Annotated in this window: 23 protein-coding genes; 11 read left to right on the top strand and 12 right to left on the bottom strand. The window is 62.3% G+C overall.

What is annotated here, in order from left to right; all coding sequences use genetic code 11:
• Positions 1–788: 788 nt before the first annotated feature.
• Entirely contained in the window at positions 789–2,885 is a 2,097-nt protein-coding gene (katE, locus tag BLS48_RS12520; RefSeq protein WP_091577982.1) for a catalase, read from the top strand.
• Between the two features lie 317 nt (positions 2,886–3,202).
• Here katE and BLS48_RS12515 read toward each other — a convergent pair whose 3' ends face one another.
• The 3 genes from BLS48_RS12515 to BLS48_RS12505 form a co-directional block, all read right to left on the bottom strand.
• Complete coding sequence (locus tag BLS48_RS12515; protein WP_091577980.1) at positions 3,203–4,273, bottom strand: YihY/virulence factor BrkB family protein; 1,071 nt, start codon at positions 4,271–4,273, stop codon at positions 3,203–3,205.
• A gap of 263 nt (positions 4,274–4,536) precedes the next feature.
• Positions 4,537–4,701 carry a hypothetical protein gene (locus BLS48_RS35650; protein WP_091577979.1) on the bottom strand — a complete coding sequence of 55 codons (165 nt, stop codon included), beginning with the start codon at positions 4,699–4,701 and terminating at the stop codon, positions 4,537–4,539.
• Between the two features lie 197 nt (positions 4,702–4,898).
• On the bottom strand, positions 4,899–5,084 hold the full coding sequence (locus tag BLS48_RS12505) for a hypothetical protein (protein ID WP_091577977.1): 186 nt from the start codon (positions 5,082–5,084) through the stop codon (positions 4,899–4,901).
• Between the two features lie 222 nt (positions 5,085–5,306).
• Between BLS48_RS12505 and BLS48_RS12500 the strand changes: the two genes are divergently transcribed.
• The gene (locus BLS48_RS12500) at positions 5,307–6,455 is read left to right on the top strand and encodes an extracellular catalytic domain type 1 short-chain-length polyhydroxyalkanoate depolymerase (RefSeq protein WP_167365066.1); all 1,149 of its coding nucleotides are present in this window, start codon (positions 5,307–5,309) and stop codon (positions 6,453–6,455) included.
• 90 nt (positions 6,456–6,545) lie between these two features.
• On the opposite strand, the gene BLS48_RS12495 is transcribed toward BLS48_RS12500, so the two are convergent.
• Both BLS48_RS12495 and BLS48_RS12490 read right to left on the bottom strand, forming a co-directional pair.
• On the bottom strand, positions 6,546–7,148 hold the full coding sequence (locus BLS48_RS12495; protein WP_091577976.1) for a general stress protein: 603 nt from the start codon (positions 7,146–7,148) through the stop codon (positions 6,546–6,548).
• Positions 7,149–7,172: 24 nt separating this feature from the next.
• Positions 7,173–7,922 (bottom strand): DUF4142 domain-containing protein, encoded by a 750-nt coding sequence (locus BLS48_RS12490; protein WP_091577974.1) that lies wholly within the window; start codon positions 7,920–7,922, stop codon positions 7,173–7,175.
• A 393-nt stretch (positions 7,923–8,315) separates the two neighbouring features.
• Here BLS48_RS12490 and BLS48_RS34930 point away from each other — a divergent pair, with 393 nt between their 5' ends.
• Entirely contained in the window at positions 8,316–8,546 is a 231-nt protein-coding gene (locus BLS48_RS34930; RefSeq protein ID WP_143019419.1) for a hypothetical protein, read from the top strand.
• Positions 8,547–8,875: 329 nt separating this feature from the next.
• A complete protein-coding gene (locus BLS48_RS12485) occupies positions 8,876–9,178 on the top strand; it encodes a DUF982 domain-containing protein (RefSeq protein ID WP_091577972.1) in 303 nt (100 codons plus the stop codon).
• A 153-nt stretch (positions 9,179–9,331) separates the two neighbouring features.
• Here the strand turns inward: BLS48_RS12485 and BLS48_RS12480 are convergent, their stop codons facing one another.
• From BLS48_RS12480 to BLS48_RS12470, 3 genes are all read right to left on the bottom strand, one after another.
• The gene (locus tag BLS48_RS12480; protein WP_091577971.1) at positions 9,332–9,517 is read right to left on the bottom strand and encodes a hypothetical protein; all 186 of its coding nucleotides are present in this window, start codon (positions 9,515–9,517) and stop codon (positions 9,332–9,334) included.
• Complete coding sequence (locus tag BLS48_RS12475) at positions 9,514–9,747, bottom strand: hypothetical protein (RefSeq protein WP_091577969.1); 234 nt, start codon at positions 9,745–9,747, stop codon at positions 9,514–9,516. The genes BLS48_RS12480 and BLS48_RS12475 overlap by 4 nt, the downstream gene beginning before the upstream one ends.
• 102 nt (positions 9,748–9,849) lie before the next feature.
• Positions 9,850–10,071, bottom strand: a complete 222-nt coding sequence (locus tag BLS48_RS12470; RefSeq protein ID WP_244529568.1) for a DUF6894 family protein — start codon at positions 10,069–10,071, stop codon at positions 9,850–9,852.
• Between the two features lie 237 nt (positions 10,072–10,308).
• On the opposite strand from BLS48_RS12470, the gene BLS48_RS12465 reads away from it, so the two are divergent.
• Entirely contained in the window at positions 10,309–11,028 is a 720-nt protein-coding gene (locus tag BLS48_RS12465) for a Crp/Fnr family transcriptional regulator (RefSeq protein ID WP_091578083.1), read from the top strand.
• A 170-nt stretch (positions 11,029–11,198) separates the two neighbouring features.
• On the opposite strand, the gene BLS48_RS12460 is transcribed toward BLS48_RS12465, so the two are convergent.
• Both BLS48_RS12460 and BLS48_RS34925 read right to left on the bottom strand, forming a co-directional pair.
• Positions 11,199–11,696 carry a YciE/YciF ferroxidase family protein gene (locus BLS48_RS12460; protein WP_167365061.1) on the bottom strand — a complete coding sequence of 166 codons (498 nt, stop codon included), beginning with the start codon at positions 11,694–11,696 and terminating at the stop codon, positions 11,199–11,201.
• A 152-nt stretch (positions 11,697–11,848) separates the two neighbouring features.
• Positions 11,849–12,139, bottom strand: a complete 291-nt coding sequence (locus BLS48_RS34925) for a hypothetical protein (RefSeq protein ID WP_143019418.1) — start codon at positions 12,137–12,139, stop codon at positions 11,849–11,851.
• On the opposite strand from BLS48_RS34925, the gene kdpF reads away from it, so the two are divergent.
• The 6 genes from kdpF (at position 12,138) to BLS48_RS12425 (ending at position 20,329) form a co-directional block, all read left to right on the top strand.
• Positions 12,138–12,227, top strand: coding sequence for a K(+)-transporting ATPase subunit F (gene kdpF / locus BLS48_RS12455; RefSeq protein ID WP_091577964.1), 90 nt, complete (start codon positions 12,138–12,140; stop codon positions 12,225–12,227). The two genes, BLS48_RS34925 and kdpF, sit on opposite strands and share 2 nt — an antisense overlap.
• A gap of 34 nt (positions 12,228–12,261) precedes the next feature.
• Positions 12,262–13,965 carry a potassium-transporting ATPase subunit KdpA gene (gene kdpA, locus BLS48_RS12450; RefSeq protein WP_091577963.1) on the top strand — a complete coding sequence of 568 codons (1,704 nt, stop codon included), beginning with the start codon at positions 12,262–12,264 and terminating at the stop codon, positions 13,963–13,965.
• 213 nt (positions 13,966–14,178) lie between these two features.
• Positions 14,179–16,272 (top strand): potassium-transporting ATPase subunit KdpB, encoded by a 2,094-nt coding sequence (kdpB, locus tag BLS48_RS12440; RefSeq protein ID WP_091577960.1) that lies wholly within the window; start codon positions 14,179–14,181, stop codon positions 16,270–16,272.
• A gap of 11 nt (positions 16,273–16,283) precedes the next feature.
• Positions 16,284–16,847: a potassium-transporting ATPase subunit KdpC gene (kdpC, locus tag BLS48_RS12435; protein WP_091577958.1), complete on the top strand. Its 564-nt coding sequence runs from the start codon at positions 16,284–16,286 to the stop codon at positions 16,845–16,847.
• Between the two features lie 57 nt (positions 16,848–16,904).
• A complete protein-coding gene (locus BLS48_RS12430; RefSeq protein ID WP_091577956.1) occupies positions 16,905–19,640 on the top strand; it encodes a sensor histidine kinase in 2,736 nt (911 codons plus the stop codon).
• Entirely contained in the window at positions 19,637–20,329 is a 693-nt protein-coding gene (locus BLS48_RS12425) for a response regulator transcription factor (protein ID WP_091577955.1), read from the top strand. The genes BLS48_RS12430 and BLS48_RS12425 overlap by 4 nt, the downstream gene beginning before the upstream one ends.
• A gap of 33 nt (positions 20,330–20,362) precedes the next feature.
• Here BLS48_RS12425 and BLS48_RS12420 read toward each other — a convergent pair whose 3' ends face one another.
• Positions 20,363–21,799: an MFS transporter gene (locus BLS48_RS12420; protein ID WP_091577953.1), complete on the bottom strand. Its 1,437-nt coding sequence runs from the start codon at positions 21,797–21,799 to the stop codon at positions 20,363–20,365.
• Between the two features lie 204 nt (positions 21,800–22,003).
• Positions 22,004–22,486, bottom strand: coding sequence for a DUF992 domain-containing protein (locus BLS48_RS12415; RefSeq protein WP_091577952.1), 483 nt, complete (start codon positions 22,484–22,486; stop codon positions 22,004–22,006).
• Positions 22,487–22,604 lie beyond the last annotated feature (118 nt).

Raw genomic sequence — 22,604 nt, 5'->3', positions numbered from 1 at the left:
AGGCCGGCGCGATCGACAATATCGTAGCGCGATGCGAAGGCGACAAGGGGGTGAGGAATGATCCGCGCACCGGAAGGCCAAATGGGTTTCTCGTATTGGCGTGTCCGCAACGTTCAAACGCTTGGCGACGAGTGACGTTCGTGATCCGTTGCTCGAACGTCGAGATATGGCGGTCGGCTCTGGCCTAGTTCGGCGTTTCCAGCATACGCGCGGCTGGCTGCAGATCTTCTGTCTACAAGCCCTCTCCAAACCGCGTGAAAAATGGCTGGAGAGGTGGTCGGGCCGCCTCGTGCCGTCCGCGAGCACCTGACAGGGAGGCAAGGTCGACAGCGGTCCGCAACTCCCATGCCAGCGCTCCCTGACGATTGCTGAGCTCCAACGACAGGCGAAACAGAGCTCCGCGTCTTCGTCGGGATCAGGGCGCGGAGCCGCGAGAAACAGGCTGCCCTTCACGCGCAGCAGCTCCTGCATCCAGCAAAGATCGCAGCTTACCTCGGCCTGCTGGATCGTCTCCTCGATAAGTGAAAATGCTTCCGCGGCTTGGCCCGTCGCTGCAAGGCCCAGAACGAACGAGATGTTGAGCGGTGTGGTGAGCAGTTCGTAGGGGGCGGCGTGAAGCTCGGCGAGGCAGGATCAAGGGCTCTCGACACCGCTGCTTGGTCGCAGGCGCCGTTTGCGGGCGGAATGCGTGGTTCGATCGCCGAGGGAAGCCTTCAAGGAACGCATTGTCGTCCGGGACATTGAGGAACCAGCGCAGCCCGCGCGTTCAACCTCAAGGAATTCCCGGCATGGCGAAGCAAGTATCAAAATCGGCCACGATCCACGATCAGAAACTGAACCGCGGCGAAGGTGGGGAATTGCATCAGGTCGCAGCCGGCTCGACGCCGGTGCTTACGACCGCACAGGGCGGACCGGTCTCCGACGACCAGAACTCGCTCAAGATCGGCGCCCGTGGTCCGACAACACTCGAGGACTTCCACTTCCGCGAAAAAATCTTCCATTTCGATCACGAGCGCATTCCCGAACGCGTCGTCCACGCGCGTGGCTACGGTGCCCACGGCTACTTCGAAACCTATGAATCGCTGGCGAAATACACGCGGGCCGATATTTTCCAGCGCGCTGGTGAAAAGACGCCGGCTTTCGTCCGCTTCTCGACCGTTGCCGGCAATAAGGGCTCGGCCGACCTCGCGCGGGATGTGCGTGGCTTCGCCGTAAAGCTCTACACCAGGGAGGGCAACTGGGACATTGTCGGCAACAACATCCCAGTGTTCTTCATCCAGGATGCGATCAAGTTTCCCGACCTGATCCATGCCGCGAAGGCGGAGCCGAACAGCGACTTCCCGCAGGCGCAGACCGCGCATGACAATTTCTGGGATTTCATTTCGCTCACCCCCGAAAGCATGCACATGATCATGTGGGCGATGTCCGACCGGGCCATACCACGCTCACTGCGCTTTATGGAAGGTTTTGGTGTCCATACGTTCCGGCTGCTCAACGCCAAGGACGAGTCGACCTTCGTCAAGTTTCTGTGGAAGCCAAAGCTTGGCCTCCAGTCGGTTGCCTGGAACGAGGCGGTCAAGATCAACGGCGCCGACCCCGACTTCCATCGTCGCGATCTATGGGACGCGATTCATGCCGGCAACTTCCCGGAGTGGGAGCTGCAGCTCCAGCTCTTTGACCAGGCCTTCGCCGACAGTTTTGACTTCGACATCCTCGATCCGACGAAACTCATTCCCGAGGAGGTGCTGCCGCCGATCGCGGTCGGCCGCCTGGTGCTCGATCGCATGCCCGACAATTTCTTCGCGGAGACCGAGCAGGTCGCGTTCATGACGCAGAACGTGCCGCCCGGCGTCGACTTCTCCAATGATCCGCTGCTGCAGGGGCGGAATTTCTCCTATCTCGACACGCAGATCAAACGGCTCGGAAGCACCAACTTCACCCACCTTCCGATCAACGCACCGAAGTGCCCTTTCCACAACTTCCAGCAGGATGGGCATATGGCAATGCGCAACCCGGTCGGCCGCGCCAACTATCAGCCGAATTCATGGGACGAAGGCCCGCGTGAATCGCCGGCCAAGGGGTTCCGGTCGTTCGCTGAAGTCGAAGCGGGACCAAAGGCGCGGTTGCGATCGGAGACCTTTGCCGACCACTACAGTCAGGCGCGCCAGTTCTACATCAGCCAGCAGCCCGTGGAGCAAGACCACATCGCCTCGGCGCTGACTTTCGAACTGAGCAAGGTGCGAACTGCGGTCATCCGCGAGCGCATCGTGTCCCACCTTCTGAACATCGATGACGGGCTGGCCGGCAAGGTGGCGGATGCGCTAGGCTTGAAAGCGATGCCGAAGCCGGCCGATGCGGCTGTGCCGACGCGCCGGGACCTCGGTGCTGCGGACTCGCTCAGCATTCTCAAGAACGGCCCCGGTCGTTTCGAGGGCCGCAAGCTCGGAATTTTGGTGACCGACGGAACGGACGCCGGCCTGTTGAAGGCGATCGTGCAGGCGCTGACCAAAGCCGGCGCAAGCTTCGAGATCATCGCGCCGAAGGTCGGCGGCGCCACGGCGAGCGACGGCAGCTGGATCGACGCACAGCAGATGATATCAGGCGGACCTTCGGTGCTCTACGACGCGGTCGCGCTGTTGCCGGCAAAGCCGGCAATGGCCGACCTGCTGAAGGAATCGACGGCCCGCGACTTTGTCGCGGATGCCTTCGCGCATTGCAAATTCATCGGCTTCGTCGAGGCGGCAGCGCCGCTGCTGTCGAAGGCGGGCGTGGTCGAGGATGAGGCGGTTGTCCGGATCGCGTCAGTCAAGGATGTCGCGGGTTTCGTCACCAGGCTCGGCGAACTGCGCTGGTGGGCACGTGAGCCAAAGGTCAAGCTGGGCTAGCCCTGCAATCGGATTTGGCTGTGCTCACTGCCCACCTGGCACAGCCAAATCCAGCCGCATTTTCCTGGCGACCGAAAGCCGGGAGGCGAGAGAGACGCCCTCGCCGACATCGATCGATGCCAGCCTGCGCAAGAGCCGCGGCGACCCTGTTTCGTCGCGTAGACGCTCCAGATGTGTTCAAGTTATATCACCGGAGACCCCATTTGGTCTCCAACCCGGAACGGTTCCCTCGATCGCCAATTCGACACCCATCAGCCGACGAGACGTAACGCGGCGATCTGCGGCTGATGCATCGATGAGAGCCGAGCCAAGGCGCCTTAATCCGCAATCTTGCCCAGAGTGTCGGCAACCACTGCACCGCGCTCCCCCATCGGCCGCGCCGGGCCTGTAGTGGAGTCCACTGCCGTCTGATGTTCCATCTCGGCATTGATTGCGGCTCCAGCGATGAGAATGATGACTGAAATCCACGTCCACATCATCAAGCCGACGACCGCGCCAAGCGATCCGTATGTTGCGTTGTAGTTGGCAAAATGCTGCAGATAGAACGAGAAGAGCCATGAAGCTGAGATCCACACCGCTGTCGCGATAAGAGCGCCCCAGCTGAGCCATCGCCACTTCGCACGCTCCCGGCTTGGACCGAAGCGGTAGAGCAGGGAGATGCCGGTCAGCATCGCGCCCACCAATATTGGCCAGCGAGACACCGCGACAAGCGCTTCCGTCCACCCATCCAGGTAGAAATAGCGCAGCAATGCAGGAACAACGCCCACCGTCAGCAACAGGACGATGCCGATCATCAAGGCTCCGACCGTGAACAGGATCGACATCAGGTTGAGGGTGATGAAGCTGCGCTTCTCGCGCTCCTCATAAGCGATGTTCATGGCATCGAAGAGCGCCTTCATTCCGCTGTTGGCACTCCACAGGGCGATACCGAGGCCGACGAAAAAGCCGGTCCCGAGAGCGCCTGGCTTCTGCCTGGCCAATGCCTGCAACTGGCCGCGAATGAGATCGAGGCCGCCTGATGGCAGCAATCCGCCGAGATAGGCGACATGATCTGCGACAGTGACTGGATCCGCGACAAAACCATAAATCGAAATGAACGCCGCCAGGGCCGGGAATAGCGCAAGCAGCAGATAGAAGGTGGCGCCGGCCGCGACCAGCAGCACGCGGTCCTTGTTGAACTCTTCCCACAACCGCCAGAAAATATCTTTCCAGCCGAGCGCCGGGATCTGCGATGGCCAGGCCGCGTCGCGCCCACGCTCGCCTTGCTCGGATTTGAGGCTGGCCTTACTGGCCTCTGTGGTTGATGCAGCGCGACTCGCCGCTTCTCCATCGATCAAGGAGGAGCGGTTGCCCGGCTGCTGCTGGTTCTGCGTTACCTTCGAGGCCACTGGTCGCGCCTACTCAGCAGCGCGTGCGGACAGGACGCCCGCAAGGGCGGCCATCACGACAAAGGCCATTTTGGCCCGGCCAGGTCTTGCCTTCGCCTCGCGCGCTGCTGGCACCAATTCGCGTGCGGACGGATAGTGCATCATGTGTATGGCGCGCGACCAGTCGACCAGAAACTCGCATGCGCCGTTGACCGATGGGATCGCAGCGCATCAGCGCATTCGCGCAGGCGCACTTTGCCGATGTCTTGAACACTAGGCGGCTGTTAGCCCTCAGCCTTGAAATTCCTTGCCTTTTCAGCGGCCTTCTTCTTGTCGCCGCCTTGCTCGCGCAACAGATCCTTCGCCTGCTTCGGCGATACGTCCGTCGTCTCTGCGAGATGCATCGCCTCGCGATCCGTATCCTGGGCTTTGTTCTGGTCCTTCGGCATCGGCGATATCTCCGGTTGTGTGAAGAACAACAAGGAACTCGCAGGACGGTTCCCCATGTGATCAGGCCGGGTTCTGTTTCCGTGTAGGTAACTATCGACCCGCCTCCTTCATGGAAATCAAACTGGCTCAGCAGAGCAGTTCGCTGTCAGCCGACCAATGAACGCTCGGCAAGGCGGGGTCGAACGCGTTTCCGTCGTCACTTGGGCGCTTTCTTCCTGGCGGCTTGCGGGTTTTGCCCGGTGGCAGCGGAGGTTCTTGCGTCCTTGGAGTGTGCCGCGAGAGCTGGCCCCGCGCCTGTAGCCTTGCGCATGTCTCCCGTTTCCTTCTTGTCATCCGCTCTTCTGCCGGTCAGACCCGAAAACACCTTGCTGAAAAAGCCCATTTCGTCCTCCTGGATGTCCGATGCGCGCCGTCGCGGCGCTCAATCCATGAAGCTCCTCCCAAGACTTTGGTTCCTTCGCACAGTCGATGCCAAGCTCGGCCAGCGCTTCATACCCTGGTTGCCTGACCCAACGTAAGCTTGTTATTGTGCAGTGCAGCAACGATGTTGCCTGAACGTGCATTGTGCGCGGTTTTCGCCACCCTGGCGGTCAAGGATCTCGATTTGCGAAACATCTCAGATACAATCACTCGCCTGACCGCAATGCGGGGCCGAACGGTTCTTTCACTGCAGCGCCACGACAGTCGCTTGTCCGACATAGCTGGTTTCGGATCCAATCCCGGTGCCTTGGGTGCGCGCTCATACGTTCCTGAGAATCTCCCGCGTGGAGCTGCGTTGGTTGTCGTCCTGCACGGCTGCACGCAGACCGCGGATGGATACGACCATGCATCCGGGTGGTCCAAGCTGGCGGCCGAACAGGGGTTTACGCTGCTCTTTCCGGAGCAGCAGCGTGGCAACAATCCCAATCTCTGCTTCAACTGGTTCGTGCCCGAAGATGTAACACGCGACCGCGGCGAAGCGCTCTCCATCCGCCAGATGATCGAAGCCATGGTGACAAGGCATAGCCTCGACCGTCGGCGCGTTTTCATCACCGGGCTCTCCGCCGGGGGAGCAATGGCAACGGCAATGCTGGCAACATACCCAGACGTGTTCGCCGGCGGAGCGATTATTGCAGGACTTGCCTACGGCAGCGCATCGACGATCCCCCAGGCATTCGATCGCATGCGCGGCCATGGCGGCCCATCGAAGACTGGGCTTCAGCAGCGCTTAAGCGCTGCGTCCCCGCACGAAGGGATTTGGCCAAAGATCTCGATCTGGCAGGGCACGGCCGACAATACTGTGGCGTCTTCCAATGCCGATTCCATCCTTGCCCAGTGGCAAGGGGTACACGGCGTGGACGCTGGCCCAACGCGAAAAGAGACCGTCGATGGGCACATGCGAAAGGTGTGGTGTGATGCCGATGGCAACGAACTCATCGAAACATACACCATCGCTGGCATGGGCCATGGCACACCCTTGAAGACGTCGGGTGATGATGGCCTGGGCGTCGCAGCGCCATTCATGCTGGATGTAGGAATATCATCAACACGCCGGATCGCCGGCTTCTGGGGACTTGCCGATGCCAGTGAGCCTGATCTCGAGAAGGCCCCGAGACGACCCGCATCGGGCACGGCTCTGCTCCCTTATACGCCGGCGGAAAATGTGCGAGCAGCGCGCGTCGCGCAACCGCAGCCCGACCGTCGAGGCGACTCGGTCAAAAGTGTTTCCAAGGTGATAGAGGACGCTTTGCGCGCAGCGGGGCTGATGCGTTAGCCGGGATGTCCCCGGCCGTTGGGAACGTACTGTGCATGCAACGAAACCTCCCGGACGAAGTTCGAAGTTTCGACCGGGAGGTCTTATCAACTAGACTCGATTGACGTCGCGGCCGCGGTCGCGCCCGATTTCATTTGTCGGGTAGCTTTCCGCGTCAGCATCAAAGCCGGTCCAGCCGCCGGCCTGATATTCGCCTCTGCGGTCTTCCAGATTTACGGACTTGGACTGACCCAGAATCCGTTCGGCATTGGGAGCCAACTGTTCGTCGACCTTGGCTGTTACCAATGTGCCGCCGCGACGCACTCCCTCGGCATAGACATGGGCATCGTCTTCCGGGACGCCGGAATCCGTAAGAGCGCCGACGAGCCCCCCTGCGGCGCCCCCGACGACTGCACCACCGACAGCGCCAACCGCGGTGGCAGCCAGCCACCCAGCGGCCACGACCGGGCCAACACCAGGTATGGCCATCAAGCCAAGCCCTGCCAGCAGTCCGCTAGCTCCGCCGATCGCGGCGCCAAGGCCTGCGCCACCGGCGGCATCGTCTGCAGCCTTGGAGCCATCGCTATGGACGCGGTCTCTCGCGTTGTTGGCGACGATGCTGATATCCGAATGCGGAATACCGCTGGCCTCCAGTTTGGCGACGGCGCTAGAGGCATCATCGTAGTTGTCGAAAAGTCCGGTTACCGTTTTCATGCTTTGATCTCCTTGATCGTTGTTTTACTTGGTTCCGGCAACGACGTTGCCCTTGTAGTCCAGCGCCACGGTGGTGCTTTTGCCGTCCTTGTTCGCCTGTCCGCGCCAGATGCCTTGATCGTCCTTTGTCAGCTTCGAGACATCCGAGAAACCGGCATCCTGGATACGGCCTTTGGCCTGGTCCTCGGTGAAGCTGTTCGCGCCGGACAGGGGAGGGGTCGCATCGGGCGTGTCGCCGACCGTAACTTTCGGCGTCTCTGAACTCGACGTCTTGGTGTCGAGGGCCGCCGCGATTTTCTCGATCATGTCCCTGTGCGCCTTGAGTGTCGGAACGGTCTCCTGGGCGAACGTCTTTAGCTCGGCGTTGTCGCCGTCCTTGGCATAGCTCTCGAACAGCGTCACGGCGTCGGAATGGGCATCGCGTTGCATCTGGACGTACGATCCGTCGAATGGATCCTTGCCATTTTGCAGAGCGTCCAGATCGCCCTTGTGCTTCGCATCTAGTTGCGTCGGCACTTTCAGCTTCTGCTCGCCGGCGATCGTTTCCAGCTTGGCATTGGCCGCGCCATGATCTTCAATCATCTTGTGCGCGAAGTCCTTGACGCCTGGATCCTGTGCTTTGCCTTCGGCGATCTTGCTCGAATCAACTTCGAACATTCCGCCTGCGGCGGCCTTGTCGACAAAGTCTTGCGCGCTGTCGGCGGCGAAGCTGGGCAGTGCGAAAGCCATGGCTGTGGCTGTGGCCAGCGAGGCCAGCATTAGGCGAGTTTTCATACGATCGTTCCTTGTTTAGGCACACATGTGCTGTCGACCTAATCTGCGCCCATCGCCTTTGTTCCAGGCGATTGGCGATAAACAGGGCTGGATATTTTCGCGCGCGGCCTAGTCCCGGCGATACCCGTTGGATCGAACCGGCCGCAGCGCCATGGCGGGTGACGGGCAACCATCAACGGGCCACGCTGTCGGGGGAACCATTGAAAATCCACGGCGTTACGCAGTCCCTAAGGGTATCAAAAAGGGGGCAGCGTGATCCGGGACGATGCAACCCAATAGCTGGCCTTGCCCGTCTCCTTTGCTGGCCAACGACCGGCAGTCAGGAATGTCCCAATGGACGGGGAACTCGCAGCGCGCGGGGCTGTTATCGGTCATCACACTGGAGAACCGAAAATGTCTGGCAATGAAAACCATCGCGAAACTGGAGCAACAAAATATCCCGCCAAGACCGGTGCCGACCCTTCTGATGCGTTCTCCCAGGACGCGGCTGGCAACAAGAAGCCCAGGAGCGGGATTGGACTGACGCGGTCCACCGATGAAGTGAACGACAAGACGCATCAGTCAGATGGGCAAGATCCAGCGAGTCGGGGAACGTCGAGCAGCGGAAAGAGCGCTCGGCCGTGAACGTCGCCAATCTTCAGCTTGAGGGAATGATGATGGCACTCGCCTCGATCACCGATTGCAAGATATTCAGCCGGACCATTATCTATCTCCGTTGCATCCTCAGCCGCCAGTGGAAAGGGCGACGCCCTTGGCGGGGTATGCGGCTGATCGGCGTAAGCGGAAGCCCTGTCTGGGTAAGCACCTGATTTGATCTGACGGGCCATCGCCGCCGACATCAGGGCCAATATGTCCGTCTGGAACCTCCCGCCTCGCAATGCGTTTCCCGGCGTCCCGTTCGTGGACCAGCCCGGATATCTCTCCAGGCGCTGTGACAATCAGGAGCCCGCTTCATGCACGACAAGCTGTTTCATTCACCGGTCGCACTGACCGTCGGCCTCGGCTTCAAGCGCGAGATTGCCTCGCTGGCCGAAATGCACGATTTCCTGACCGAGTGGACGACCTCCCGCCGGGGTCCGCTTTACCGCAACGCTGTGCAGGCATGTGACCTCGCCATTCCGGGTTATGTCACCATCGAGCAGGCGCGCCATGCGCTGGTCGAATTTGCGCAAGCGGCCGGCATCCTCTGGCCGGATATCGAACCGGTGATCGGCGCCCGCGCCGTTGCCCGCGGCTATGGCGGCTACGCCGCATGAGGATTGATGCCGCTTCCTCTCGTGGTGGCTAACTCAGCCGCCACGGAAAACCCGGCTTGGCCTTGCCGGGCCGGGATTTTGCCTTGAGACCCACAAATAGCCCGCAGCCCCGTGGTCAGGTCGATGAAGTTGGCCGTGCAGCTTGCGCGACAATCAACCGCGCCGGCGCCCCGGCTCGCGGGCCGTCGACGCAGGCTCGTCCGCCTGTTGAGCGGCAAGGCGCAGCGCTTTCAGCTTGGCCGTCTTTTCTTCACGGGCCGCCCGTTCGGCGGCGATCACGATCTGCGATTCACGCTTGGCGCGCTCATCGCGCTCGGTGTCGACTTTCGCACGTTTCATTTGCCGCTACTCCTTTCGGCCCGGATGTCGAAATCAACGCTCCTGCCGCGCTCGACGGCAAGCTCAGCCACGAGGGTCACCAATTCCTGGTCGGAGAGGGCGCAGTCCGGCATCGCCGATTTCAGAGCCTGCAACGCATGCTTCGTCGATATCGGCGTCGCCAGCGTTCTTCTGCTGTCGACATATTGGGCCGCGATCTGCCGGCACGTCATTTTCGGGAACATCGTCATCTCAATGCATCCTCCTGCCTTGGATGGTGCGGCAGCGTGGCAGCGTTGGCGATTACAAATGATGGCTGGCTCAATTGCGTCCCGACATGGGCTGAGAAATTCTCAGTCGCACCATTGGGTGGAGATGACCAGCGATGCCACGAGGACGCGATTTCCGCTCTCGTCCCGCACCTTGACGGTAACGACCGCGCCGTCGCCGTCGAGCATCTCGTCGCGGATGATGTCGGGCAGGATGCGGACCGCCTCGCGCCGCAGCCGCTCGGGCGTATCGAACAGCTGTCCTTCTTCGTCGACCGTGAGGCCGTCGCAGCTGTACAGATCCATGAAATATCTTGGCATCTACTCACTGGACCCGATCTTGATGGAACGTTGAGTGGTTCAACCTTCAATCTGCAAACCACGTTGTTGTTCCATCACCAGTGGCATTGGCCGGCGAACAAGCGCACTCTAACAAATGTTAATGCCCGTCATCGTCCGAAGGCCTAGTGCACCCGAAGCCGCTCCTGGCTTGCGACAGAACACTTGGCGATCGGCTCTCAGGTCTTTTCGCTGGAGATTGCGGTGCTTGAACCCCTGTATCTGAACCTCGGTCAGCACGACGCCCTTTCCGATGCCGAAAAAGCGCTGCTGGACAGCGCGATGACGTTCGAGAGGCATTTTGCCATCGGTCAGGATATCGTCGCTTCCGGATCGCGGCCGACCTACTCGACGTTGATCCTCGACGGCCTGGCGGCACGTTACAAGGTGCTCGAAAATGGCGGCCGACAGTTCACCTCATTGCAGGTGCCGGGCGACTTCGTCGACCTCCACGCCTTCCTGCTGAAGACCATGGATCATGGCATCGTCGCGCTGTCGCCCTGTCACGTCATCTTCGCCGAACACAGCAAGCTTCGCGCGATCACGGAGGAAGCGCCACACCTCACCAGGCTCTTGTGGCTGGACACGCTGGTCGATGGCGCCATCCACCGCGAATGGATCGTTGCGATGGGACGACGCTCCAAGACATCGCATCTTGCTCATCTTGTCTGCGAGCTGTTCGTGCGGCTGCAGGTTGTCGAACGCACAAATGGCATGAGCTTCCATCTGCCGTTGTCGCAAGCGGAACTGGCCGATGTACTCGGTCTCTCGGTCGTGCATATGAACCGTGTCATAGGCGCCTTGCGCAAGGTCGGCGTCGTCAGCTGGGCAAACCATACGGTGACCATCCTCGACTGGCATCGGCTGCAGGAAATCGCCGAGTTCGATCCGACCTATCTCAGCATGATGCGTGAGCCGCGCTAAGGTGTATCGCCATTCAGGTGATGCCGGCCGCAAACGCCGGGATTCCGCTTCCGGTGCTCACAGACTTCATGTCCGCTCCGGTTCTCGAAACCCGGCATTTGCGGCTCGGCCCGGCCTGAATCTCAACACACCTCAGATCATTGCAGACGCGGCGACCGATCCTTGCGGATCTATGCGGCTTCGGCCGCGACGTTCACGGCGGACTCCGCGATCTGCGTCAGGGCTTCGTCCGTGGCCTTCTCTTCCTTCAGTGTCGCCTCGAGAAGTGTCACCGCCTCGTTGAGGCCGAGTTCTCCGGCCCAGGTCCTCAGCGTGCCATAGCGCGAGATCTCATAGTGCTCGACCGCTTGCGCGGCAGCCAGCAGCCCAGCGTCGAGGGCGGGGGATCCCTTGTACTCTTCCATGATCTCGGCACCTTCCTCGGTGATGCCCATGATGGCGGCGCAGGTCTTGCCCGCGGGCTTCTTGCCGATGACGCCGAAGACCTTCTCCAGCCTTGCGACATGTCCCTCGGTTTCAGTGCGATGCTTTTCGAAGGCGGCTTTCAGGTCGGCGCTTTGTGCCGCCTTGGCCATCTTGGGCAAAGTCGCCAGGATCTTCTTTTCGGCGAAATAGATGTCTTTCAGCGTATCGTGAAACAGGTCGTCGAGCATTTTCTGTTTTGCCATTGTCATCTCCTTTGGTGGGGCCCTCAGGTCGACAATCTCGCATTGGAGGATTTGTTCCCCTGCTTCTCCAAAGTGCGTTGCGCTTCGCGAAACAGCAGTCCCTTGCCAAGGCGCCTTCTCTTTTGACGGCGACGAGCCGTCCGGCAAAACCTTTATAAAATTCCTATTTCTTTCCACCCCGCGCCGTCTCGAACCTTTATGGCGATCGGGTCCATATTGCGCCGGTAACGCACAACTCGGTCGTGCTTATCTATCGCGACGGAGTACTTCCATGTGGTTTCGACCTGCCCGCCGCAGGCATGCAATGCGAAGCGCAAATAAAACGAAAATAAGGAACACGCACGATGGACATCGTCGTTCTCGGGATAGGGGTTTTGTTTTTCGCCCTCTCCTTCGCCTACATCAAAGCCTGCGAAATTCTTTAAGCCGGAGGATCGAAACATGTTTCTCGACTATATCCTCGGCGGCGGTGTGACCTTGTTCCTGCTCGCCTACCTGACATACGCCCTCGTTCGCCCAGAGCGCTTCTGACCGCAACTGGCGCAAGGCACGGAAAGCTACAACCATGACTCTCAACGGATGGCTACAGATCCTCGTCTACTGCGGGATCGTCGTTTTGCTCGTGAAGCCGCTCGGCGGCTACATGTACCGCGTCTTCAACGGCGATCGCACATTTCTCTCGCCGATCCTCGGGCCCCTCGAACGCGGGCTCTATCGCATTTCGGGAACCAGCGAGCGCGAAGAACAGCACTGGACCACTTACGCGGCAGGCATCATGTTCTTCAGCCTGGCCAGCTTCCTGGTGCTCTATGTCATGCAGCGGCTGCAGGGCGTGCTGCCCTATAATCCGGCCGGCATGACCGCTGTCGAGCCCAACCTTGCCTTCAACACCGCCGTCAGCTTCCCGACCAATACCAACTGGCAGAACTATGGCGGCGAAAGCACGATGTCCTATCTCGTGCAGATGGCCGGCCTCGCGGTGCAGAACTTCATGTCCGCGGCCGTCGGCATCGCCATCGCGGTCGCGCTGATCCGTGGCTTTGCCCGCGCGTCGGTGAAGTCGATCGGCAATTTCTGGGTCGATATGACCCGCTGCACGCTCTACATCCTGCTGCCGCTCTGCATCGTGCTGACCCTTGTCTATGTCTGGCTCGGCGTGCCGCAGACACTCGGCCCGTACGTCAGCGCCACGACGCTGGAAGGCGCGCAGCAGACGATCGCGGTTGGACCCGTCGCCTCGCAGCTCGCCATCAAGATGCTCGGCACCAATGGCGGCGGCTTCTTCAACGCCAATTCGGCGCATCCTTTCGAAAACCCCGACGCGATCTCCAATTTCATCCAGATGGTTACGATCTTCGCCCTCGGCGCGGCGCTGACCAATGTGTTCGGCCGCATGGTCGGCAACCAGCGCCAGGGCTGGGCGATCCTGGCCGCGATGGGCGTGCTGTTCATCGCCGGCGTCGCCATCTGCTACTGGGCGGAAGCGTCAGGCAATCCGCTCGTCCACGCGCTTGGCATCGATGGCGGCAACATGGAAGGCAAGGAGAGCCGCTTCGGCATCGCCCTGTCGGCGTTGTTCGCGGTCATCACGACGGCTGCGTCCTGCGGCGCGGTCAACGCCATGCATGACAGCTTCACCGCGATCGGCGGCTTCATCCCGATCATCAACATGCAGCTCGGCGAGGTCATCGTCGGCGGTGTCGGCGCCGGCTTCTACGGCATCCTGATGTTCATCGTGGTTGCCGTCTTCGTCGCCGGCCTGATGGTCGGCCGCACGCCCGAATATCTCGGCAAAAAGATCGAGGCCAAGGAGGTCAAGATGGCGATGCTGGCCATCCTTTGCCTGCCGCTGGCGATGCTGACCTTCACGGCAATAGCGGTCGTTCTGCCGACCGGCGTCGCCTCCATGGCCAATGGCGGCCCGCACGGCTTCTCCGAGGTTCTCTATGCCTACACCTCGGCGGCGGCGAACAACGGCTCGGCCTTTGGCGGCCTGAGCGGCAACACACCCTGGTACAACATCACGCTCGGTATCACCATGCTGATGGGCCGGTTCCTGGTCATCATCCCGGCCTTGGCGATCGCTGGCTCGCTGGTGGCGAAGAAGACGGTTCCGGCCTCGGCCGGCACCTTCCCGACCGACGGTCCGCTGTTCGTCGGCCTGCTGGCCGGCGTCATCCTGATCGTCGTCGGCCTCACCTTCTTCCCGGCGCTGGCGATCGGACCGATCGTCGAACACCTGGCCATGATCCATGGCCAGACCTTCTGAGATGCCCTGGTTCAACACTATACGTCGAGGCGATAGACACCCGACGGAACCCGAGGGGGAGGGTAGGCCTCCTCCCTTCCCAACGCTGTCGACCTTCCTTGGCATGGCAGCCGTGCTGCTCGTGCTTTGGCTGCTCGCCTCCGCTTTGCCGCACCTTTTCCCGACGACCGAGCAGCCGGCGCCGTCCAACAACATCGATACTGGAGCCAACAAATGAGCCAGTCCAAATCCGCGGTCATCATGGATGCCCGCATCTTGTGGCCCGCCATCGGTGGCGCCTTCAGGAAACTGAACCCACGCACGCTGGCCAGGAACCCGGTGATGTTCGTCGTCGCCGTCGTCTCGGCGCTGACCACTGTCTTGTTCGTCAGGGATCTCGTCACCGGCGGCGGCGATTTCAGCTTTACGCTGCAGATCATCATCTGGCTGTGGTTCACCGTGCTGTTCGCCAATTTCGCCGAAGCGGTCGCCGAGGGCCGTGGCAAGGCGCAGGCCGACTCGCTGCGCAAGGCGCGCACCGAGACCCAGGCCAAGCTGCTGGCCGGCGACGACCGCGCCAAGTTCAAGCTCGTGCCCGGCACCAGCCTGAAGGTCGGTGACGTCGTCCTTGTCGAAGCCGGAGACATCATCCCGTCGGACGGCGAAGTGATCGAAGGCGTCGCCTCGGTCAACGAAGCCGCGATCACCGGTGAATCGGCACCCGTCATCCGCGAATCCGGTGGCGACCGCTCGGCGGTCACCGGCGGCACCCAGGTGCTGTCCGACTGGATCCGCGTGCGCATCACGGCGGCTTCCGGCCACACCTTCCTCGACCGCATGATCTCGCTGGTCGAGGGTGCGCAGCGCCAGAAGACGCCGAACGAGATCGCGCTCAACATCCTGCTGGTCGGCATGACGCTGATCTTCGTGCTGGCCACCGCCACCATCCCGAGCTTCGCCTCCTATTCGGGCGGCTACATCTCGGTGACCGTGCTGGTCGCCCTGTTCGTGACCCTGATCCCGACCACCATCGGCGCGCTGCTGTCGGCCATCGGCATTGCCGGCATGGACCGGCTGGTGCGCTTCAACGTGCTGGCCATGTCGGGCCGTGCCGTCGAGGCGGCGGGCGACGTCGACACGCTGCTGCTCGACAAGACCGGCACGATCACGCTCGGCAACCGCCAGGCGACCGAGTTCCGCCCGGTCAAGGGCGTCACCGAACAGGAACTGGCCGACGCGGCCCAGCTTGCCTCGCTCGCCGACGAAACGCCGGAGGGCCGCTCGATCGTCGTCCTGGCAAAGGAGAAATACGGCATCCGCGCCCGCGACATGGCAACGCTGCACGCGACCTTCGTTCCCTTCACCGCGCAGACCCGCATGAGCGGCGTCGACGTCGACGGCTCGTCGGTACGTAAGGGCGCCGTCGATTCCGTGCTTGCCCATGTCAATCAGTCGACGGTCGCCGCCCACGGCACGCGCCCCGGCAGCGACACCGTCAAGGATCTCCAGGCGATCGCCGACGAGATTGGCAAGTCTGGCGGCACGCCGCTTGCGGTCGAGCGCGACGGGCGCCTGCTCGGCGTCGTCCACCTCAAGGACATCGTCAAGGGTGGCATCAGGGAGCGTTTCGCCGAGCTGCGCAAGATGGGCATCCGCACGGTGATGATCACCGGCGACAATCCGATGACGGCGGCGGCGATCGCGGCGGAAGCCGGCGTCGACGACTTCCTCGCCCAGGCCACGCCCGAGGACAAGCTGAAGCTCATCCGCGACGAACAGGCCAGGGGCAAACTGGTCGCCATGTGCGGCGACGGCACCAACGACGCGCCGGCCCTTGCCCAGGCCGATGTCGGCGTCGCCATGAACACCGGCACGGTCGCCGCGCGCGAGGCCGGCAACATGGTCGACCTCGACAGCGATCCGACCAAGCTCATCGAGATCGTCGAGATCGGCAAGGCGCTGCTGATGACGCGCGGCTCGCTGACGACGTTCTCGATCGCCAATGACGTTGCCAAGTATTTCGCCATCATCCCGGCGATGTTCGCCGTCTTCTACGTCGCGCCGGGACAGACGACCGGCCCGCTGCAGGCGCTCAACATCATGCATCTGGGCACGCCGCAGAGCGCCATCCTGTCGGCCATCATCTTCAACGCGCTGATCATCATCGCGCTGATCCCGCTGTCGCTGAAAGGCGTCAAATATCGTGCCATCGGCGCCGGCGCGCTGCTCCGCCGCAACCTGCTCGTTTACGGCCTCGGCGGCATCGTCGTCCCCTTCGTCGGCATCAAGGCGATCGACATGATCGTCACCGCCCTCGGCCTCGCTTAAGGAACGCGTCCATGCTCACCCAGATAAGACCAGCGATCATCATGATCGTCTTCTTCACGGCCCTGACCGGCCTGATCTATCCGATCGGCATGACCGGCATCGCCCAGGCGCTGTTCCCGCGCCAGGCCAATGGCAGCCTGATCGACAAGGATGGCAAGGTCATCGGATCCGAACTGATCGGCCAGGCTTTCGCCAGTGACAAGTATTTCCATGGTAGGCCTTCGGCTGCCGGTGACGGCTACAACGCCGCCGCCTCCAGCGGTTCGAATCTCGGTCCGACCAATCCCAAGCTGATCGACCGCATCAAGGGCGACGCGGAAAAGCTGAAGGCGGAGAATCCGAACCAGCCTGTTCCGATGGACCTCGTCACCACTTCCGGCAGCGGCCTCGATCCGCATATCAGCCCCGAAGCGGCCTACTTCCAGGTCGCCCGCGTGGCCAAGGCCAGGGGGATCGATGAAGCCAAGGTCAAGGCGCTTGTCGATGGCCAGGTCGAAGGCAGGGAGCTTGGCTTCATGGGAGAGCCGGTGGTCAACGTGCTCGCTCTCAACCTTGCGCTGGACGCGGCGAAGTAGCGAATGGTGAAGCCCGGGGATCGACAGCATCCCCGGCGCCATCCATGATCGATCCTGATGCCGGACGACAGAAGCACCGAAACCAGACCTTCTCCCGACGCACTGCTTGATCATGCCGAGCGGGAGGGGCGCGGCCGTCTGCGGATATTCCTGGGTGCAGCGCCGGGCGTCGGCAAGACCTACGAGATGCTAATGGCGGGTCGCGCCAGACTGGCCGACGGCACCGATGTGGTGATCGGCGTCGTCGAGACGCATGGCCGCAAGGAGACGCTGGCCCTGGTCGAGGGCTATGAGGTCATTCCCCGCCGCAAGGTCGAATACAAGGGGCGCATCCTCGACGAGATGGATATCGACGCCATCATCGCCCGGCGGCCAGCGCTGGTTCTCGTCGACGAACTCGCCCACACCAACGCGCCCGGCAGCCGCCATCCCAAACGCTACCTCGACGTCCAGGAAATCCTGACGCATGGCATCGACGTCTACACGACGCTCAACATCCAGCATGTCGAAAGCCTCAACGACGTCGTCGCGCAGATCACCAAGGTCAGGGTCCGCGAGACGGTGCCCGACTCCATCATCGACCAGGCCGATGATATCGAGATCATCGATCTCACCCCCGACGACCTGATCAAGCGGCTTAGGGAAGGCAAGGTCTATTTCCCCAACACCGCGCAGCGCGCGATCGAGAACTATTTCTCGCCGGGCAACCTGACGGCGCTGAGGGAACTGGCGCTGCGCCGCACCGCGCAGCGCGTCGACGACCAGTTGCTGATCCACATGCAGGCCCACGCCATTCCCGGCCCATGGGCAGCGGGGGAAAGGGTACTTGTCTGCGTCGACTCGCGGCCGGGTGGTGCGGCCCGCATTCGCTATGCGCGCAGGCTGGCCGACCGGCTCCGCGCGCCCTGGACGGCGCTTCATGTCGATACGCCTCGCTCGGCTGGCATGTCCGAGGAAGACAAGGACCGGCTCGCGACGAACCTGCGCCTTGCCGAGCAACTCGGCGCCGAGGTGACGACCATTCCCGGCCAGAACGTCGCGCAGGAGATCGTTGGCCATGCGACGGCGAACAACTTCACCCATATCGTGGTCGGCAGGCCGACCCGGTCGCGCTGGCGGGAATTGATCGAAGGCTCGCTGACCTATGATCTCATCCGCAATGCCGGCGACATCAGCGTCCATGTCATTTCGGGAACCGAACGCAACAACGAGGCAACGTCGAGGAACGTCAAGGCGGCCGACGAGCAGTGGCAGTTCCAGATCCGGCCCTATCTCAAGGCCACGGCCTTTGTCGCCGGCTCGCTCGCCTTCGCCGTCCTGCTCGACCAGTTTCTCGACGTTCGCAACCTGGCGATCATCTTTCTCATCGGGGTGCTGACATCGGCGGTGACCGGCGGTCTCTGGCCGGCACTGTACGCCTGTCTCGTCAGCGCCCTTGCCTTCAACTATTTCTTCCTGGAGCCGCGCTATACGCTGACGATCCGGGATCCGGAGAGCATTGTCGCGCTCGGCGTCTTCCTGGTTGTTGCGGTCATCGCCAGCAATCTGACGGCACGCGTGCAGCGTCAGGCGGTTGCCGCCCGCTCACGGGCGCGGGCCACGGAGGACATCTATCTCTTTTCAAAGAAGCTCGCCGGTGCCGGCACGCTCGACGACGTTCTCTGGGCCACCGCCTTCCAGATCGCCTCGATGCTGAAATTGCGCGTGGTGCTGCTCCTGCCGGAAGACGGAACGATCACCGTCAAGGCCGGCTATCCGCCCGACGACACGCTGGCGGAGGCCGACATCGCCGCCGCCCGCTGGGCCTGGGAGCACAACCGTGCCGCGGGACGCGGTGCTGACACGCTTCCCGGCGCCAAGCGCCTCTATCTGCCCTTGCGGACAGGGCGCACCGCAATCGGCGTCGTCGGCCTCGACAGCGACAAGCAGGGCCCGCTGCTGACGCCCGAGCAACAGCGCCTGCTCGACGCGCTGGCCGATCAGGCAGCGGTCGCGATCGAGCGTATCCAGCTCGTCGCCGACGTCGACCGCGCCAAGCTCGCCGCCGAGGCGGACAGGTTGCGCTCGGCACTTCTCACCTCGATCTCGCATGATCTGAAGACGCCGCTCGCCGCCATCATGGGTGCTGCCGGCACACTGCGGGAGTTCGCGCCGGCACTGCCCGAACAGGACCGGGCGGAGCTGCTGTCAACCGTGCTCGACGAATCCGAACGATTGAACCGCTTCATCGCCAATCTGCTCGACATGACCAAGATCGAGTCCGGCGCGATGGAACCGAACTACGCCTTCCACTATGTCGGCGACATGGTTGGCTCGGCGTTGCAGAGAGCCAGGAAAATCATCGGCGAGCACAAGATCGAGACGGACATCCCTTCGGATCTGCCGATGTTGAAGGTCGATCCCGTCCTGTTCGAGCAGGCGTTGTTCAATCTCCTCGACAATGCGGCGAAATACGCGCCCGCCGGATCGACGATCCGTGTGCAGGGCTGGACCGACAATGGTTCCGTCATCTTGCAGCTCATGGATGAAGGGCCGGGCATTCCTCCCGGCGATCTGGAACGGATTTTCGATACCTTCTACCGGGTGCGAAAGCGCGACCAAGTCCGCGCCGGCACCGGGCTTGGGCTGTCGATCTGCCGTGGCTTCATCGAAGCGATGGGCGGCACGATCTCGGCGGCGAACCGAACCGACCGTTCGGGCGCGGTTTTCACCATCAGGATGCCGAAGCCGGCGAACCCGCCCGATCTCGATGCCCGCATTGCAGGCGACCACGACGTTGGTGACTTTGCATGACAAACTCGAACGTCAGGATACTGGTTGTCGATGATGAACCACCGATCCGCAAGCTGCTTCGCGTCGGCCTCGGCAGCCAGGGCTATGCAATCAGCGAGGCGCCGAACGCCAGGGTGGCGATCGAGCTAATGGAGGCGGAAAAGCCGGATCTGGTGCTGCTCGATCTTGGCCTGCCCGGCATGGGCGGCCACGAACTGTTGCGCAAATGGCGCGACGATGGCCTCGATATACCGGTGGTCATTCTTTCCAGCCGCACCGACGAGGCCGGCATCGTCAACGCCCTGGAACTTGGCGCCGACGACTACGTTACCAAGCCTTTCGGCATGAACGAGCTGGTCGCGCGCATTCGCGTCGCGCTGCGGCACAAGTTCCAGCAACAGGGCGAGAAGCCGGTGTTCCACACCGGCGACCTGTCCGTCGATCTGGTCAAGCGCATCGTCAAGGTCGAAGGCAAGGACGTAAAGCTGTCGCCAAAGGAATACGACATATTGCGCATCCTGGTGCAGCACGCCGGCAAGGTCCTGACCCACCATTTCCTGTTGAAGCAGGTCTGGGGCGATTCGACCGACGTGCAGTATCTCAGGGTCTATGTCCGGCAGCTGCGGCAGAAGATCGAGAAGACCCCCGACCAACCGCGCTATATCACCACCGAGACCGGTGTTGGCTACCGCTTGCGCGAGGTCGAATGAGCGAGGGTCCATTCGACCTCTCGGGATTCTGTCCTAACCGATAGCCTCCTGCAGCCGGTTCGCCGTCGTCGATGTCCGCAAGGCCGCCAGGCAGCCGACAATGCCGAGCGGCACGAAAGCGAGGAACAGCCAGGTCGCGACATTCGCCGCCGCGTCATGGTTCAGTCCCTCCGAAAAGCCGCTGGCATTGGCGACGATCCCCGCAAGCGCGGCTCCCACGGCGTAGCCGATGCGCTGCATGGTTGGCACCGCCGCGGAGGCGATGGTCTGTTCGTCGTGTCGCGCCGACGCCACGATGACGCGCGTGAGGAAGGGCCAGGCGATGCCGAAGCCGCCGCCTTGCAACAAGGCGCACATCAGGATCAGAGGAATGGACCCTGCCGGTATCGTATAGGCAAAACCGGCGATGCCGGACGCGATCATTACCGCGCCGCCGACGATGATCAGCCGTTCGCGCCGCGGCGGCGCATTGGCGACGAGGATCGACAGGATCGACCAGGCGATCGATTCGGCGGCGATGATGTAGCCGGTGGTCAGCAGCGGAATGTCGTGCAGGCTGGTCAGCAGCAGCGGTCCATAGACGCCGAAGGAGCAGGTCGCTACCGAAAAGGCGGCAACCATGGTCATGCCGGCACCGACCGGCGTGCGCCACGAGAACAGCCGCGCCGGGAAAAGCCGAGAGCGAGGCTTGAGCGCGTCGATGTAAAAGAACAGCGCCAGGCCAATGAGGCCGAGGACCATCAGCAGCGAGGAGCGCAGCAAGGCAATGTCGACGCCGGCCGAGGCGATCAGCACCACGGCTACGGCAAGGCAGCCGAGCGCGATGAAGGGGAAAGGCGGTGCCTTGCTGCTGGTTGCCTGCGGCCTTGTTGCCTCGGGCGTGTTGAGGACAATCACGCTGGCCAGGGCCATGGCGGCACCACCAAAGGTGAAGATGCCGAAGGCCCAGCGCCATGACAGGAGCTCGGTCATGATCGCACCGAGCATCGGCCCGCTGAAGGCGGCGACGCCCCAGATCGCCGACATAATGCCGAAGAGCTGCGGCCAGATGGCGCGTGAAAACAGCCGCTCGACCGAGACGAAGGCGAGCGAGACCAGCGCACCGCCCCCCAACCCTTCGACGAGGCGGCCGGCAAGGAACAATTGCATGGAAGGCGAGGTGGCGCAGATCAGCGCCCCGGCGGCATAGAGCAGGGCGGCGACCACCATGTTGGTGCGCAGCGCGACATAGCTCACCAGCCGTCCGGCCGCAGCACCAGCGACGATGGCGCCGAGCTCGTAGATCGCCAGCGACCAGCCGACGAGCTGCACGCCGGCCAGTTCTCCGACCATGGCGGGCATGACAGTCGCCACCATCGTCTCGTTGGTGGCGTGCAGCAGGATGCCGAGGCTGATGAAGCAGAAGCGCGCCAGGTCGCCGCTTGCCCACAATGCGCGCCAGTCGACCCGGTTTGTGCTGATTTCGACCATTCTCGCCTTCCATATCTCGATGCGAGCGCACGACACCAGAAGCCAGTATGGGTTTCCGGCAGGACCATGCGCATCGGCAACGCCTGGCAAGGCGCTGCTCCATTCGGGGCAGGCTTGTAAAACCTCAACCGTGGTTGAGCTCAAGCAGTTTTTCGAGAGCCTGTTCTCGCGGCCGTCTTCCAGGATCGGCGGTCTTCGTCGCGGTCAGTTCTCGGTGCTGCGCAACTGGAACTGGCTGACGCCGATGGCGAGGTTGATGCCGGTCTGTGTCTGCAGGCTGAGCGGCTGCAAGGTGAAGGCCTGCGAGGAGCCGCCGACCAGCAGGTTGGCGCCTGCGCCGACGGCGGCCGTCACTTCGGCGCTGGCGCCGATATAGTCTCCAGCCAGCGCGCCCGGCGCGTAGATGTTCTTCAACGGCGTCAGCACCAGCCACTGCATCACCGACTGCTTTGTGGTGCCGATGTCGAGGCCGTATTTGTTGACCGCGCCGAAATAGGCTTCCGGCGCAAAGCTCTTGTCGGCTGGGGTGAAGGTGCAGCTCAAATCCTTGCTCGAGCCGAAGATGAAGCCGGTGCCGCCACCGATGGCGCAGTCAAGCGTGCCGAGCTCTATGCCCCGGTCCTGCGCCTGAGCCGCGCCGGCAAGCACGGTTGCGATTATGGCAGCGGCGAAGGCTGTCTTCGGCATGGCGGTCCCCCGAGCGGTTCGGAACCGCTCTATCTTTTTTGACGCTATTCCGGACGGAAAACCGTTTCACACTTTTCCTGGAATTGCTCAAAAATCAAACGGCGCGGAACCATCCTAT

Origin of the sequence: Mesorhizobium qingshengii, from assembly GCF_900103325.1 — a bacterium.
Classification (GTDB): domain Bacteria; phylum Pseudomonadota; class Alphaproteobacteria; order Rhizobiales; family Rhizobiaceae; genus Mesorhizobium; species Mesorhizobium qingshengii.
Note: the sequence above shows the minus strand (reverse complement) of the source record. Positions and strands in the feature narration are given on the sequence as shown.

Bases quoted from the DNA above. Each gene is read 5' to 3' on its own strand.
- katE (WP_091577982.1), top strand. From the start codon at position 789: ATGGCGAAGCAAGTATCAAAATCGGCCACGATCCACGATCAGAAACTG.
- BLS48_RS35650 (WP_091577979.1), bottom strand. From the start codon at position 4,701: ATGCCGAAGGACCAGAACAAAGCCCAGGATACGGATCGCGAGGCGATG.
- BLS48_RS12505 (WP_091577977.1), bottom strand. From the start codon at position 5,084: ATGGGCTTTTTCAGCAAGGTGTTTTCGGGTCTGACCGGCAGAAGAGCG.
- BLS48_RS12495 (WP_091577976.1), bottom strand. From the start codon at position 7,148: ATGAAAACGGTAACCGGACTTTTCGACAACTACGATGATGCCTCTAGC.
- BLS48_RS12490 (WP_091577974.1), bottom strand. From the start codon at position 7,922: ATGAAAACTCGCCTAATGCTGGCCTCGCTGGCCACAGCCACAGCCATG.
- BLS48_RS34930 (WP_143019419.1), top strand. From the start codon at position 8,316: ATGTCTGGCAATGAAAACCATCGCGAAACTGGAGCAACAAAATATCCC.
- BLS48_RS12485 (WP_091577972.1), top strand. From the start codon at position 8,876: ATGCACGACAAGCTGTTTCATTCACCGGTCGCACTGACCGTCGGCCTC.
- BLS48_RS12480 (WP_091577971.1), bottom strand. From the start codon at position 9,517: ATGAAACGTGCGAAAGTCGACACCGAGCGCGATGAGCGCGCCAAGCGT.
- BLS48_RS12475 (WP_091577969.1), bottom strand. From the start codon at position 9,747: ATGACGATGTTCCCGAAAATGACGTGCCGGCAGATCGCGGCCCAATAT.
- BLS48_RS12470 (WP_244529568.1), bottom strand. From the start codon at position 10,071: ATGGATCTGTACAGCTGCGACGGCCTCACGGTCGACGAAGAAGGACAG.
- BLS48_RS12460 (WP_167365061.1), bottom strand. From the start codon at position 11,696: ATGGCAAAACAGAAAATGCTCGACGACCTGTTTCACGATACGCTGAAA.
- kdpF (WP_091577964.1), top strand. From the start codon at position 12,138: ATGTTTCTCGACTATATCCTCGGCGGCGGTGTGACCTTGTTCCTGCTC.
- BLS48_RS34925 (WP_143019418.1), bottom strand. From the start codon at position 12,139: ATGTTTCGATCCTCCGGCTTAAAGAATTTCGCAGGCTTTGATGTAGGC.
- kdpA (WP_091577963.1), top strand. From the start codon at position 12,262: ATGACTCTCAACGGATGGCTACAGATCCTCGTCTACTGCGGGATCGTC.
- kdpB (WP_091577960.1), top strand. From the start codon at position 14,179: ATGAGCCAGTCCAAATCCGCGGTCATCATGGATGCCCGCATCTTGTGG.
- kdpC (WP_091577958.1), top strand. From the start codon at position 16,284: ATGCTCACCCAGATAAGACCAGCGATCATCATGATCGTCTTCTTCACG.
- BLS48_RS12430 (WP_091577956.1), top strand. From the start codon at position 16,905: ATGCCGGACGACAGAAGCACCGAAACCAGACCTTCTCCCGACGCACTG.
- BLS48_RS12425 (WP_091577955.1), top strand. From the start codon at position 19,637: ATGACAAACTCGAACGTCAGGATACTGGTTGTCGATGATGAACCACCG.
- BLS48_RS12420 (WP_091577953.1), bottom strand. From the start codon at position 21,799: ATGGTCGAAATCAGCACAAACCGGGTCGACTGGCGCGCATTGTGGGCA.
- BLS48_RS12415 (WP_091577952.1), bottom strand. From the start codon at position 22,486: ATGCCGAAGACAGCCTTCGCCGCTGCCATAATCGCAACCGTGCTTGCC.